This window comes from Glaciecola sp. G7-5 (assembly GCF_055808975.1).
Genome location: NZ_CM147892.1, coordinates 159,824 through 174,968, shown reverse-complemented (window position 1 = coordinate 174,968; position 15,145 = coordinate 159,824). Strand labels below are relative to the sequence as shown.

General features: G+C 42.4%; 8 protein-coding genes and 1 pseudogene. 6 read left to right on the top strand and 3 right to left on the bottom strand.

Translation table 11 applies throughout. The features are described from left to right. Nucleotides 1-94: 94 nt before the first annotated feature. The 6 genes and pseudogenes from AC0L6H_RS00680 (at nt 95) to mdoH (ending at nt 9,293) form a co-directional block, all read left to right on the top strand. Complete coding sequence (locus tag AC0L6H_RS00680; RefSeq protein WP_473391943.1) at nt 95-1,876, top strand: arylsulfatase; 1,782 nt, start codon at nt 95-97, stop codon at nt 1,874-1,876. Nucleotides 1,877-1,900: 24 nt separating this feature from the next. Next, nucleotides 1,901-2,686: a sulfatase-like hydrolase/transferase gene (locus AC0L6H_RS00675; RefSeq protein WP_473391941.1), complete on the top strand. Its 786-nt coding sequence runs from the start codon at nt 1,901-1,903 to the stop codon at nt 2,684-2,686. Next, entirely contained in the window at nt 2,653-3,531 is an 879-nt protein-coding gene (locus tag AC0L6H_RS00670) for a sulfatase-like hydrolase/transferase (RefSeq protein WP_473391940.1), read from the top strand. Before AC0L6H_RS00675 ends, AC0L6H_RS00670 begins: the two co-directional genes overlap by 34 nt. Further along, complete coding sequence (locus tag AC0L6H_RS00665) at nt 3,531-5,159, top strand: sulfatase family protein (RefSeq protein WP_473391938.1); 1,629 nt, start codon at nt 3,531-3,533, stop codon at nt 5,157-5,159. Before AC0L6H_RS00670 ends, AC0L6H_RS00665 begins: the two co-directional genes overlap by 1 nt. Before the next feature lie 689 nt (nt 5,160-5,848). Continuing rightward, nucleotides 5,849-7,206, top strand: a pseudogene (locus tag AC0L6H_RS00660) (glucan biosynthesis protein G). Further along, on the top strand, nt 7,182-9,293 hold the full coding sequence (mdoH, locus tag AC0L6H_RS00655; protein WP_473391937.1) for a glucans biosynthesis glucosyltransferase MdoH: 2,112 nt from the start codon (nt 7,182-7,184) through the stop codon (nt 9,291-9,293). Before AC0L6H_RS00660 ends, mdoH begins: the two are co-directional and overlap by 25 nt. Before the next feature lie 77 nt (nt 9,294-9,370). Here the strand turns inward: mdoH and AC0L6H_RS00650 are convergent, their stop codons facing one another. From AC0L6H_RS00650 to AC0L6H_RS00640, 3 genes are all read right to left on the bottom strand, one after another. Continuing rightward, nucleotides 9,371-11,479, bottom strand: coding sequence for a hypothetical protein (locus AC0L6H_RS00650; RefSeq protein ID WP_473391936.1), 2,109 nt, complete (start codon nt 11,477-11,479; stop codon nt 9,371-9,373). Between the two features lie 97 nt (nt 11,480-11,576). After that, nucleotides 11,577-13,361, bottom strand: coding sequence for a bifunctional protein-serine/threonine kinase/phosphatase (locus AC0L6H_RS00645; RefSeq protein WP_473391934.1), 1,785 nt, complete (start codon nt 13,359-13,361; stop codon nt 11,577-11,579). A 140-nt stretch (nt 13,362-13,501) separates the two neighbouring features. Further along, nucleotides 13,502-14,977, bottom strand: coding sequence for a NarK family nitrate/nitrite MFS transporter (locus AC0L6H_RS00640; protein WP_473391933.1), 1,476 nt, complete (start codon nt 14,975-14,977; stop codon nt 13,502-13,504). Nucleotides 14,978-15,145 lie beyond the last annotated feature (168 nt).

Below are 15,145 nucleotides of genomic sequence, written 5' to 3'. Positions count from 1 at the left end.
TCAGACGTTTAAACAACGAGGTGAAAACACCATACTTCGGTCGTTTAGCTGCCAAGGGTATAGTTAAATTTTGCGTCAACTTAAGGACAATCAATTGAAATTACAATGCACATTTAAGCTTATTATATTGAGCCTAAGTCTAACAATGCTCTGTGCTTGGGCAAAGCCCGCCGTGGAATCAGGTGACAATAAGCGCCCTAACGTTATTATTATAATGACTGACGATCAAGGTTATGGCGATCTTTCGGCGCACGGCAACCCCATCCTTAAAACGCCAAACTTGGATCAACTGGCTTCAGAATCAGTGCGTTTTAGCGACTTTCACGTTAGCCCATTTTGTACGCCAACACGAGCCGCACTCATGACTGGAAATTATCCGGGTTATACAGGCGCATATAGAACATCCTCGGGGCGCACAATGATGCATCCTGATGAGAAAACCATAGCCAACTTGTTTGCTGATTCAGGTTACACAACGGGAATGGTTGGCAAATGGCACTTAGGTGACAATGCCCCGCACAGGCCACAAGACCGAGGCTTTCAGGATGTTGTTTGGCATCGCGCAGGTGCCGTGGGGCAGGCTCCCGATTACTGGGGAAACGATTATTTTGACGATGTATACGAGCGCAACGGCGAATATGAGAAGTTTGAAGGCTATGTAACCGACATTTGGTTTCGCGAAAGCATTCGATTTATTGAGCAAAATAAGGATAAACCCTTCTTTCTTTACCTAGCACTTAATGCTCCGCACGGCCCTTACTTTGTCCCCGACGAATGGGCAGAACCCTACCGCGATAACCCGGCTGTATCTAATGCAAATTTCTTTGGGATGATCGCCAATATCGATCACAATATGGCTATCTTGCGTGAGCACTTAACAAAGCTTGCTCTGGCCGAAAATACTATTTTGATATTCATGACTGACAATGGCACAGCGGGTGGCGGCAAATTTAAGGGCTTAGACTCTGAAGCGGTCATTGGACATAACGCTGGGATGCGCGGGAAAAAGTCGTCGATATACGATGGCGGGCATAGAGTGCCATTTTTCATCCACTGGCCAAAAGGAGGCTTACAAGGCGGGCGCGATATAGACACCTTGGCGGCGCATATTGATGTGCTTCCGACTTTGGCTGAGCTTGCCGGTATCGATGTTCCCGACTCGTTTGACGTTGATGGACTATCGCTTCGCCCCTTATTGGAACAAAGTGACAAGCCTTGGCCTCGCGACCATCTCGTTGTCCAGTTTCATGGAGGCGCTCGCGCTACAGCACTTCCACCACAGCCGCTAGAAAACTCAGTGGTGCTTACTGAGCGTTGGCGCTGGGTTAATGCCAAAGAAGAGGAGCTATATGATATTCAAAAGGACCCAGCACAACGCAACAACGTGTTGGCAAAACACCCTGAAGTAGTAAAGGAACTAAGCGCTCTTTACAAACCTTTTTGGGAAAGGGTTTCACCCCGAATGGCTGACCCTGTTCGTATCGACCTAGGGAATCCTGATGAGTTGAAAACTGTGCTGAGCTCGCAAGATTGGTATATGGAAACCGGAAACCCACCATGGAACTTTGGGACAATTAAGAGATTACCAAAAGTAACCGGACCTTGGTATGTTGACGTAAAACAAGCTGGCAAATATAAACTGACGTTGCGCCAATGGCCGCTTGAAGCGGGTAAAGCTATTAAAGCAGAGCGTGCTATTTTGAAAATCGCGGGACAGGAAAAATCGAGCCCTGTTAAAGCTGGAAGCCTAGGCGTTGAGTTCAATGTAGATTTACCCGCTGGCCCCACTAAACTGCTCACCTATCTTCATACCAAAGACGGCAAAGTTGGCGGCGCTTACTTTGTTGACGTTGAATGGCTAGGAAAAACAAACTAAATCTAAATAAGAGAGACAGCTAATATGTTGGTAATTCGAACAATCCCCAGTCTTTATCTACTCATCCTCACCGCGATGAGTTCTTTGTTAGGCTGTAGCCAACAATCACCAAATGAGATAAGTGAACATGCACTGAACAGCAATGTTACTGCAAAAGTAAACACGACTCATCTTAAGCAACCTAATGTCGTGCTCATATTTGCTGATGACCTAGGATATGGTGATTTAAGTAGTTATGGTGCAACAAAACTCAAAACACCTAATATTGATAAACTCGCTTTTGAAGGGATTAAATTTACTGATGCGCATTCAGCCTCAGCGGTATGCTCGCCCTCTCGCTACGGCCTATTAACAGGAGAATATCCTTTTCGCGCAATGAAAGGAAAAGGATTATGGGGGCCGTTATTCGCGCAAGCTCCTTTAGCTGTTGACACGAAAGCATTGACTATCGCTGATGTATTTAAGCAAAGTGGTTACGATACTGCTGCAATAGGTAAATGGCACTTAGGATTTGGTGAAGGAAAAAATGATTGGCAACCCCCTTTAAGCCCCGGTCCACAAGAGCTGGGCTTTGATTATTATTTTGGGGTTCCTTTAGTGAATAGCGCACCGCCCTATGTTTATGTTGAGAATGACACTATTGTAGGTTGGGATTCGACCGACCCGATGATTTATATGGGGAGAAATGCTAAAGACGTGACACCTATCAATCCTCTTCCCCTGAAGTTTCACAACGTACATCGAATCAGTTTAAAGGCGGTGTTGCAGCACATAAGTTGTATGATGACTACAGTGTTGGCACAACCATAACGAACAAAGCAACTGACTGGATTAAGAGTAGAGATGAAACCCCTTTCTTTTTATATTTAGCCACAACTAACGTTCATCATCCATTTACGCCAGCTGAACAATTTCAAGGTAAAAGCGAAAGCGGAGTCTATGGTGATTTTGTCCAAGAGCTAGATTGGATTGTTGCTCAAGTTATGGAAAGTTTAGAGTCAGCAGGAGTTGCTGACAATACCTTAGTGATATTCACCAGTGATAACGGTGGTATGTTTAACCTTGGTGGGCGTGTGGCAGCTGAAAAAGGGCATAAAATTAATGGTGACCTTTTAGGATCAAAATTTGGCGCTTGGGAAGGCGGGCACCGTGTACCATTCATTGCTTGGTGGCCAGAAAAAATAAAAGCAGGTAGCGTATCGAATCAATTACTCAATAATGTAGATATGTTAGCAACGTTTGCAGCACTCACTAAACAAGAGCTAAGTATAGAAGAGCAAAAAGACAGTATTAATATGCTGCCCGCATTGCTGGGAGATGCTGATTCACCCTTACGTACAGAAATGATTATTAGCCCACATAAACCATCACATATGTCATTACGTAAAGGTAAATGGATGTTCATTCCTGCACAAAGCGATGGTGGGTTTCGAGGCTCAAAACCTAATCATCATGCATGGGGAGGAGCTGCTGTTACGCCATTAGTTAATACACCTAACAGTGATATTGAAAACGGGAAAATTAAGGATGATGCATCTCCAGCTCAATTATATGACTTAGAGGCAGATGTAAATCAAACTACAAACCTTTATAAGCAGTACCCTGAAGTTGTCAAGCAAATGTCCGAAGCACTGCGTGCATATAGGAATAAATAATGCAGCAAATATTTAATCGACCCATACAGTTATTAAAAACCTTGTTATGCACCGTGTTATATATGTCTAGTAGCATAGTGCTAGCTAGCAATGCGGCTGATCAAAGCAATGCATTAAAGCTGCTTGCTCATGAACAAGAGGGTCAAACTAAGCCCAATATTGTTTTCCTTTTTACTGACGATCAGTCCTACGACACCATAGGTGCGTATGGTAACCCTGATGTCTTGACCCCTAACATAGACAAGTTAGCTAGCAAGGGTTTGGTATTTGACCGCCACTACAACACCACCTCGATTTGCATGGCAAGCCGAGCTAGCGTTATGTCTGGTATGTACGAATATAAAAACGGGACGAACTTTAGCCATGGTCCAATGGATGAATCAATTTGGCAGCAATCCTATCCGGTATTATTAAAACAATCGGGTTATAGGGTTGGGTTTGCTGGCAAATTTGGCTTTGCGGTATCTGATGCGAAAAATCCAAACGACGTAGAAGGCAAAATAGCTCAGCATGATTTCGATTTTTGGGCAGGGAGTCCAGGACAAACCTCTTATACTACAAGCAAAAACAAATCGATGAAAAAGTATGCTAAAGAATATCCTCATAGTACTTTAGCGTATGGTGCTGCAAGCATCGATTTCATCCGTGATTCTGTAAAAAGCGAGCAAGCTTTTATGATGAGTGTTTTTTATAAAGCGCCGCATAGGCCTGTCGATCCAGATCCAAAGTTTGATCACATTTATAAAGACACATCATTTCGAAAACTTCCCAACTATGGTCGTGAAGCAGGTAAACACTTTTCAAAACATTCGCAGCTTGGGCGACAGTACCCCAGATTTAAGCAATGGGGCTATTCAGAAGATGAGAGTTACCAAGAAGCGCTCAGAAAATACAATCAACTTATTTATGGTGTTGACCAATCCATTGGTATGATTTTAGAAGAGCTAGAAAAACAAGGCATTGCAGATAACACGGTCATTATTTTTGCGTCTGACAATGGCTATTTTAATGGTTCTCATGGCCTGGGTAGTAAAGTATTACCGTATGAAGAGGGCGCAAGAGTGCCACTCATCATTTATGACCCTCGCAATCTTAAAAGTGGCAATCTAAAAAGCAGTCAAATGCAGAGAACACAATCTTTGACCGCTGGAGTAGATATAAGCGCGACTATTTTAGATTTGGCGAAAGTCAATATTCCATCGTCATGGGACGGTGTAAGTTTATTGCCGATTTTACAGGATAAAAATCGCCAAGTTAGAACCAGCATGGCGCACATTCAAGTTTGGGGACCTGAAGAAACTCGCAACCTAACGGTGTTAGATGAGCAATTTAAATATATTTATTGGTACTACCAAGACGAACAGCAAAATTTAGTACCCACCGAAGAGCTTTATGATTTGGTGAACGACCCCTACGAAATGAAAAATATTGCAGGTGATATTCAATTTGCTAAGACTTTACAAAAAATGCGGAATTTATACGACAAGCAGGTTGAACACTGGGTAAAGGAAAGTGTTCAATACAACGGATATGCTGAATATGGGCAACTGTTTTCTCGTCATGCGAGTTGGGCAAACAAGCAACAAATCTTAATTGAAAAGAATGATAAGACGAAAAAGAAAAAGTAGCACCAATGTAAGCTAGATATGCAGAGTTAAAATGCGCGCTTCAAAGCTATTAAGGTACCCTTCAAGGTATCAGTGTTAAAGTAAAGCGGGTAGAAGCAGGACATTCAATACTTTGCTAACCATAATCCTGTAATAATTTCCATCAAACTGTATATTTTGCCGAGCAAACATTTATTTTTAGCTTTTGCTGTCTGCTTTTTGCGACACCAATCTGCACTAAAACATCTGCCAGCCTTGTTAATTTAGTTATTAAAATCATTTATTTAGCTTAAATTCGCTTAGATTCCGCATTTTTCATGCGCCACCTTTTAGTTAGCTACTAAATGGCACTAAATGTGCTATGCCTTCTGTAACTCAGTAAGCCTTTAGATGATGCCACGTTATCAATTGTTTATATCATTTGGACAAAGCGATAGCGGACTCAGCTAAAGATTCAAATCTCTACAGTACAAAAGGAACATACTTTGAGACGATTTACCTATTTCGCCATACTTTCCTTCACACTAAGCATATCGGTTTTGCTTGTTGCTAACGCAGTTCAGCAACCGAAGGCATTAAAATCGCAAAGCGTAGACAGCAAAACGACACAGCAAAATCAACAGCGCAATGAGGAGCAAGAGCGGCCTACACACCGCTTTGATCGAACATGGCTTGAGGCAAAAGCAAAGTCGCTCTCTGAACAGGCCTACGTGCCTGATCTCATTCCTGAAGATGATCCCTTAAACCAACTAAGCTACGATGACTACAAAAAGATACAGTTTCAACGTGGTGCGACAATCTGGTCGAAAGAGGAGCGCAATTTTAGGATGAATCCCTTACATCCAGGCTTTCTCTTCAAAATTCCTGTAAAGCTAAATTTAGTCGTGGGCGGTGTGTCACGACGCATCTTTTATACTAGCGAGATTTTTAACTACGACAAAGAACAAGAAAAGCTTAAAGCTTCTCAAGCTCAAGGTTATTCTGGTTTTAGCGTAACAAACCCCATCAATCGAGACGATAAATGGGATGAGTTAATGGTGTTTCAGGGGGGACTTATTTTCGTGCAGTTGGCCAAGATAACTGGTATGGCTTATCGGCCAGAGGCCTTGCCATAAATACTGCAAAACCCAGTGGTGAAGAATTTCCTGTATTTAAAGAGTTTTGGATAGAACGTCCGTCAAGCAGTGCTAATAGCCTAGTGGTGCATGCATTAATGGATAGCCCTTCAATAACTGGCGCCTTTACTTTTATCGCAACGCCTGGAGAACATACTAAGATTGAGGTTAAAAGCACCTTATATCCACGTGAAGACATTGCGCATTTTGGCATAGCGCCGCTTACTTCCATGTTTTTATTTAACGCCATGGACCGAACTGGCTTCGACGATTTCAGGCCAGCAGTACATGACTCAGACGGTTTACTGATGCTCAAAGGCAACGACGAACATATATGGCGGTCGCTTGCTAACCCAGAACGTTTGCAAGTGTCTGTGTTTGGAGACAACAAGCTGCAAGGCTTTGGTTTAATGCAACGTGCGCGTAAATTCTCTCAATTTGAAGATATGGAAGCGCGTTATCATCAGCGTCCCTCAGCTTGGGTAAAGCCCAATAATGACTGGGGTGAAGGTCATGTTGAGCTGGTTGAAATTCCTACTGACGCAGAAATTCACGATAACATCGTCGCGTTTTGGCAGCCCAAAAACGCTCTAAAAACCGGTCAAGAGGCAAGTTTCAATTACAGCTTATTCTTTGGCAAAAATGCACCAATCGACTATAAACAAGGCCGTATAGTCAAAAGCGCCTCAGGACAAGCATTAGGCTCGAATTCTGTGCGCGAATTTGTACTTGATTATGAAGCGGATCAAATACCTGAAAACTTAAGCGTAAACGCGAGCGCTAGTAAAGGGAAAATCGTGGGGACGCTCACAAAGTATATTGAGCAAACGGGTAACTTACGCGTAGTGGTAAAATTCGAGCCCGGCAATGCGGTTATGTCAGAGCTAAGAGTTTCACTTTCAAAAAATGATAAACAATGGGGTGAAACATGGCTTTATCGCTGGATGCAGTAAATTATGGTGAGCAAGCATTGCCGCCAGAAACGCCGCTGCATATGCCGCCTCAAGATTTTTCGAGAAAACCTAAGGCCAAGCATCAATGGATTAGCTGGCGAGCATTTGTAGCACGTCTGATCACCTTTGGCGGTGCGCTAGCACTTACCGTTTACGCTACCTATCAAATGGTATTAATTGTTTCGCAAGCCGACGTTACTGCACTGCAATGGGCAATGGTTGTATTGTTTTGTATGACCTTTGTTTGGATTGCTATAGCTGCTTGTGCTGCGGTTGCCGGTTTTTTGTTTTCAGGCAAGTCACGATTAAAAGAGGCTGGGGATATTAGCAATAAAAAAACCGCTCTATTAATGCCTGTATATAACGAAGACCCCAGTGAAACCTGCGCAGCTCTTTATAGCATGGGCAAGGCACTTGCCAATGACTGCTTAAGTGAGCAATTTGAGATATTTATTATTTCAGATTCTAATGACCCCGATGTATGGGTGAAAGAAACAGCCGCAGTCAATAAACTCAAAGAAAGCTTAGAGCCTCATAACATTAATGTATGGTATCGCCGGCGCTATTTCAATTCGGCTAAAAAGGCCGGCAATGTGCATGACTTCGTGAGCCGCTGGGGAGCGCGCTACGACTATATGTTAGTGCTTGATGCCGACAGCCTGTTAACATCTGCTACCCTCAAACAGCTTATGCTGGAGATGGCCAGCGACGAGCAAAGTGGCATTATTCAAACCTTACCATGTCTATATAGAGGCGATACTTTATTTGCCCGAATGCAGCAGTTTGCGGGCAGTATTTATGGTCCAATTGTAGCGCGCGGCATCACTGCGTGGCAGGGCTTTGACGGTAATTATTGGGGACACAATGCCATTATTAGGGTATCTGCTTTTGCCCAATCAGCTGGACTACCTAAAATAGAGGGTGTAAAACCCTTTAAAGGTGACATCCTTTCTCACGATTTTGTTGAAGCAGCATTAATGAGGCGTGATGGATGGAAAGTGTATATGTTGCCTGAGCTTAAGGGCTCATGGGAAGAAAGCCCGCCAAGTTTGTCTGATGTGGCTGTGCGAGACCGGCGCTGGGCACAAGGAAATATTCAGCATTTAGCGGTGCTTAAAGCACGTGGCTTACGTTGGCCAAATCGCTTTCATATGCTTACCGGTGTAATGGGCTATATGGCATCACCATTTTGGTTTGCATTGATACTAATTGGTATCGTTATGGCGATACAAACCCATTATATTGACATTGATTACTTTTCAGATGAAATCTCCTTATTACCTAACTGGCCGGTGTTTGACTCTGAGCGCATGATAGCTTTGTTTGTTTTCACCATGGGCATATTGCTTGTGCCCAAGGTGCTGGGATTAATTAGGGCCTTCTTTAACAAGCCTTTACGTCAGTCTTTGGGGATTATTCGAATGACTTTGGGCGCGTTGGTCGAAATTTTCTTTTCGGTGCTTTATGCACCAATCTTTATGCTAATTCATAGCAAACACATAATTGATATTTTTCGTGGGCGTGACTCAGGCTGGGCGACTCAGCAGCGTCAAATCAGCGGGATTCCATGGTGGTCCTTATGCAAGCAGCATATTTGGCATACCTTGATTGGTGTTGGGATGACGGTGCTCCTATATTATTATTCTCCTAGTTTGTTGATTTGGTTATCACCTACCGTAGTGGGTTTGGTGCTAGCCATTCCTTTGTCAGCATTAAGCGGCAGCAAAACATTAGCCCGAATATTGCGTAAGCTAGGTATTTTGAATATACCAGAAGAAGTCGTTAAACAAGATGTGATTGAAGAGCGAGACCATTTTGCTGCAGAGCTTCGCGAGGTGGTTGAGCAAAGCAATATTGCGTCTTTGTTTGCCGATGACAAAGTCGCAAGGGCACACTTTAACTTTGTGCAAGCTGTGCGCCCACCACAAAGAGGACAAGCGCCTACCGACAAGTTAACAGCCTCTTATAAAATCAAACAGGCTGTCACCTCGATTGAGGGCATGGCGTGGATGACCAAAAAAGAAAAGATTGAAATACTTAGCGATATATATTTGTTTAGCGAATTACAAAACAAGCATCATGCATAAGTGAACTCCCCATCGACGCCGCTGCGTGTCGATTAATCGGTTTTCTCGGAAAGTTTCGACAAGTGCGATAAGTATGTTTAGTCTATTACTACGTCATATTGCTCAATGATGGCAACAACAGTATCGTAATGTTCTTTAGCTAAGTCTCTTAATAATTCTACGTGACTGGGTTTAATAGTGTGGCCCTGAGCAAGTAGTTTATGAACGAAATAAAAGTCATTATTATTTATTCTGACGTTATTAAGGGCAAGGTCAAGCGCATCAAAACCGATGATGTTTGGTGATTGAATTTGTGCTGATTTACTTAGTAAATAATCAAAGCTTTCTTTGGATGAATAGTTTATTGCATACCACAATAATCTTCTTCCGGCTTTGTCTTCAAAATTAATATCGGCGTTGTTATTCACAAACTCTTCTAATAATTCGACCCTGTTTTGTGATGTGAATTGGCGCATTCTGTCGTAATTTGTCTCGGGGTTATTCGAGACAAGACTTGTAAACAAAGATGCTTCTGCGTCAATCTTGATCAATAAATCAAAAAGGAGTTCTTGGCGAATAGCTGCGCTGAGCAAATCTGAGTTGTAGGCATATAGGGTAATCTGATCAACGCCATCATTTACTAAGGTATCTAACATGCCTTGGTGGAATTGGTTATACGGGCGTTCATCACCTCCTCGTATCGCACTTTTGTACGAGTGCTTTTGAAGCTTTAAAAATACGTCGCGGTCTAACATTGCTTTAGCTGCAAAACTCGTCATGGTTTTCAGTTCGTCTATTTGTTCTTGGTTTAAATAAGAGCCATTTTGTTTATTATTAATTTCAGATACGGTAGGGTTATTTTCTTCAAGAGGCTTGTAAAGTAGGGTCACCTTACTGCTTACATAATGAGCTTGTAAGCTAGACAATGCTGATGCATAGTTGGTATCACAGTTTTTAATTGCGTCTTGAAGTGACAAAGGAAGTATTTGTTTGCTGGCAGTAACGAGCTTGGCTAGTTGTAGCGTGAAAATTTCGCGCTGTGATGATAAAAGTAAATCGGCGCGCGTATGCGACTCTATGAGGAGTTGGGTCTTGCGTTCACCAAAAAGCCCAAGCACGCTCCTATATATCGATCTAGCAACTCCCGCAGGTATTGTCATAGTTAGCGGGTCAAAGGCTTTGCTCATTTCAGTTTGAGCCGTCGTCAATGCTATAAAATCAGGAGGGAACAAAAACACACCCTCATCGAACAAAGGTTCAAGTTTTTTCCTAGAGTTGTCTCTGTCAATAAACCAAAACCTATTATCTGCAAGAAGCCATTGCTCTTCAATATCGACAAGCGTATCTACGCCTTGGGCTATTAGGTATTCTGCAACTTGAAACTTTCCTGCTTGCACACTAGCTAACACTAAATTACTAGGATTACTCGAGCGTGAATAGGAAAATACAAAATTCAAATCGCCATTAAAAGCATCAATCACGTATTGGGTATTTTCGCTATGCACACGCCCATTCATAACATCTATAATATCGCTAGGTGCTAATTGATACCCTGTTTCTAAAATGGCATCGATAATTCGTTTTTGTTTTTGCTTGTCTTCCTCAAAAGCAATCAAACCAAAAAGCGTTCTCCCAGTTGCTATGCTATTTGGGATTTTTAAGCCTATTCTATTGTCTATACTGCTCGCAATTAATGGGCTCAATAATTCTGTAAAGGTTTTATAATCATCTTTTTCCAAGGCTAGAGAGGGGGCTATGAATGCTTCTAATTTGGGGGTGAGCGCAGGTAAGTTCTCGTGATAATAAATATCTACCGCTTTGCGTAGATGTTTATCAAACACTTGCTTTTGATAGCTATATTGAAGGCCAACAGTTGTGGCTATTTTGTCTCTGACGGCATCATCCAAGGCCGTATTATTGAATAATAATTGATTGAAAATAGCCTGATGTGATTGTAGAAAATACTCGCTATTCTTAAAATGTACTTGCAGTACAGATTGCAAGGAATCACACGTTAATCCCTCGTAGCTTTTTGATTTATCCGCTATCGCGACGTTGTCAACAAGGGTGTTGTCTATAACGAGAGAGGTGTTATGAGAACTTTGCTTAGCAGAAGATGCTAGTTCATTTATGTTTGAATAATAAATCGAGTATATTGCATAGCAAAGAATAGCCACTACAAAAAAAATAAGGCTTTTTTTCAACATTTCAATAAGCCAACCTATTCCATTAATGCTTAGTATTTTAATACTAGCATAGATCTAGGGAGGCGAGAAAAAAGCGAACAAGGTGCTTCTCTTGAGTTTACGTAGTACTCGAAAATAATACCACCACAAGTAGCAACATAAACACCCAAAAAGCAGACATCACTTGCCAGAACATTAAACCCTTACTGTTTTGAAAGCTCGGGTCGTCTTGTAAAAATAGTGGGTTTGGCGCCGATATATCTTGCACGAAAGCGGCCAATGATTGATAACGCACAGACTCTTGCAACGAAACACCTTTTTCGAGTGCGCGATCAAACCAAATTGGAATTACCGGATTGTAGGTATTTGCTTTGATGTAACGTAGTTTATCAAAATCGCTCGCGCTAAAGCATTCCTCTATTTTTTCAGAATAGGGGAGTTCACCCGTAAACAGTTCGTAGGTTATGGTTGCCAGTGCATAAATATCGCCCTGAATACCGGTATTTTTACCCTGCAGGTAATAAGGGTCAGAGTAAGTTGCTGTGCCTAGTGCGCCAATATGCTCTATGGGGATGAAAATTTCGGCTATGCCGGCCACAAAGACTGAACCGAAGTCAATGACCGTAATATTTAGCTCATCATCAATCATGATATTTGCGGGCTTTAAATCCTGATGGATAGTCTCGGTGGCATGAAATGCTTCTAGGGCTTGGGCGATTTGTTTGACTATACCTATGGCTTTTTTAGGGGAAGGTAATGGATTGGCCAGCATCCATTTGTCTAGCGAAATACCGGGTACAAATTCCATTAAATAATATAAAAATGTGCGTGGCCTGTTTTGGTCGATAATACTAACGGTACGCGGGCTTTTAATGCGTTTTCCAATCCACTCTTCTTGTACAAAACGGTCTATGTAGTGGGTGTCATCTTGAAAGGTAAGCGAAGGTGTTTTCATCACCATTTGTTTGCCGGTTTCAGTATCTACCACCAAGTAGACTTGGCTGCGACTACTAGCAAACATCTGCTTTATAACTTCATAACCATCTACTTTCATGCCAATGTCTAATTCTGGCGGAAATGGTAAACGCGTGAGTTTATTATTGAAGTCATCAAGGCTTTGTGAGGGGAGGCTGTCTATTTTGGCGACAATACAGCTTATATTGTCGTCACTTTTATTTTGTTGCGCTAAGGCCACCAAGTTATCACAAATACTTTGTACGGGTTCGTCCTTTGTGGCTAATTCAAAAATGTCGTCTTGGCCCATGAAATCGTGAATACCATCGGTACTTAATATCAACATATCGCCGTTGGCTAAATCGATTTTTCCGTAATCTATTTGCAATACATTATCCATACCAGCAGCTCTGGATAATATATTTTTACCGCCCCCAATATTCACACAATGGTCGCGAGTGACTTGCTTGATGTGCCGGATAATGTGCTGATTTTCATCTTCAGTTTGGCTAATATGATAAATACGTGAGTCGCCAGCATGAAAGAAATAGGCTGTACGTGATTTTACAATTAGGCCGCTGAAGGTACATAAGTAACCTTTTTCTTGTTGTAAAAATTCATGACTTTTTTTAAACAAATTGAGATTGATTGTAGAGAGCGTTTTTTGTCCGGCTTGTTTTACTGACCAAGTGTCGGGAGTATTAAAATACTCTTCTAAAAATTTGCTTACGGCGTATTCACTGGCTTCTTTTCCGGCCTCTGCGCTGCTAACGCCATCGGCAATTACTAAGCCAATGCCTTTGTTGACCAAAGCGTGTGAGTGGCTTGGTACGTGGGTGTTGACTGCGTCTTCGTTGACCGCTTTTACGCCTGCGATAGATTGCTTGGCAATACTCATTACCAGCGGAGTCGACGCAGTCGTTGTTGGCGTCTCTAAATCATTAGGCACCTGTAGCTCCTTATCTAAACACCCAGGTTTAATGCAAAAATGGCTTATTGTCCTTATGAGTAAATGAAGGACAACAAGCCAGTAATTGATGTAGCATACTACATTGCTACGCTACATCAATGAGGTATCGCTACTGTGACCTAACTCACATCAATCATATGAACGCTTCCATCAGCAGCTATTTCTGCGATTTGACCTTTAGGTTCGTCTAAGAACCAACATGCGCAAAATATAAGCAGAGCAGAGGCGGCAATAACTAAAAAGAAGGTGCTGTAATCTACAAATGATAATACGGTTAAGTAGGTCACAGCACCTACGTTGCCATAGGCGCCGGCCATACCGGCTATTTGCCCGGTCATTCTGCGTTTAACCAGTGGTACTATTGCAAATACTGCGCCTTCACCCGCTTGTACAAAGAAAGAACAGCACATGGTCGAAATCACCGCTACTGCAATCATCCATGTTCCGTCTATCTGGCCCAAGGTAAAGTAGCCAATAGACAAGCCGCCAATCAATATCATCAAGCTTTTACGGCGCCCAAACTTGTCTGAAAACCATCCGCCTGATGGTCTTGCGACCAAGTTCATAAAGGCGAAGCCCGAGGCCAACAAACCAGCTGAGACCGCACTTAAGCCTTCAAAAGTATCTAAAAAGAATAGTGGAAGCATAGATACAACAGCAAGCTCTGAGCCAAAGGTAACGAAATAGGCAACGCTCAATATCGCGACTTGCTTAAATTTATATTTTTCCAATTCGGGCACGTGACCTGCTAGGTTTTCTTTGTTCACTTTGTGTATTTGCTGGGTTTGGAAAGCAAACAGTAGCGCAAGCGCCGCCCACAAACTATACATCGTGGTGTCACCAAATAAATTCACGCCAGCAGGAGAGAGTTTCCACGCCAATACTCCAAGGGCACCATACATAGGTAGGTTGGTAACTAGGTAAAAATAGAAGTCTTTTTTACTGGTGACTTCAAGGCCACCCGATTTTTTAGGCTTAAAGTAAGTAGAGCCTTTTGGTGTGTTGCGGGCTTGGAAGTAATAAAATACACCGTAAAGTAGGGTTAATACACCGGTGGTGGCAATTGCATAGCGCCAGCCGTCATCACCGCCATAAAAGAGCGCGAGCGAAGGCAATACCATTGCACCGGCAGCCGAACCAAAGTTACCCCAACCGCCGTAAATACCTTCTGCAATGCCAACATGTTTAGCGGGAAACCATTCACCTACCATACGAATGCCTATAACGAAACCAGCTCCCACAAACCCGAGTAGAAATCTAAACAAAGCCAGTTGAGCATAACTATCAGCCATGGCGAAACCAAAACAGATAAAGGATGAACTAATCAGCAAGCCACTAAACACATGCCTAGGTCCAAAGCGGTCTACCAATATACCGATGGCGATGCGCGCGGGTATGGTTAAGGCTACGTTTAAAATTAACAGCGCCTTTACCTGTGGTGTTGTCAAATCAAAGGCTTCTTTGATAAATACCATTAAAGGTGCGTGGCTAAACCACACTACAAAGGTTAAGAAAAAAGCAAACCAAGTAATGTGCAAGGTTTTAATTTTAGGGTCGCTAAGCCTAAAAAGATTGAGGTGGCTGTCAGTTGACATTTCATGCTCCTAAAGTGTGTCACTACACTCATATGTTTTATTAATGCAAGCATAATGGCACGCTTTTTAGCTTAATTTTAGTGATCTAGATCGTGTTTTGAATAGCCTAAAAAAATGCATAGCTCTTTGGTGGTATGCACCTTTTAGGCTACAAATGGCGTGCTATAT

Bases quoted from the DNA above. Each gene is read 5' to 3' on its own strand.
- AC0L6H_RS00675 (WP_473391941.1), top strand. From the start codon at position 1,901: ATGTTGGTAATTCGAACAATCCCCAGTCTTTATCTACTCATCCTCACC.
- AC0L6H_RS00665 (WP_473391938.1), top strand. From the start codon at position 3,531: ATGCAGCAAATATTTAATCGACCCATACAGTTATTAAAAACCTTGTTA.
- mdoH (WP_473391937.1), top strand. From the start codon at position 7,182: ATGGCTTTATCGCTGGATGCAGTAAATTATGGTGAGCAAGCATTGCCG.
- AC0L6H_RS00650 (WP_473391936.1), bottom strand. From the start codon at position 11,479: ATGTTGAAAAAAAGCCTTATTTTTTTTGTAGTGGCTATTCTTTGCTAT.
- AC0L6H_RS00640 (WP_473391933.1), bottom strand. From the start codon at position 14,977: ATGTCAACTGACAGCCACCTCAATCTTTTTAGGCTTAGCGACCCTAAA.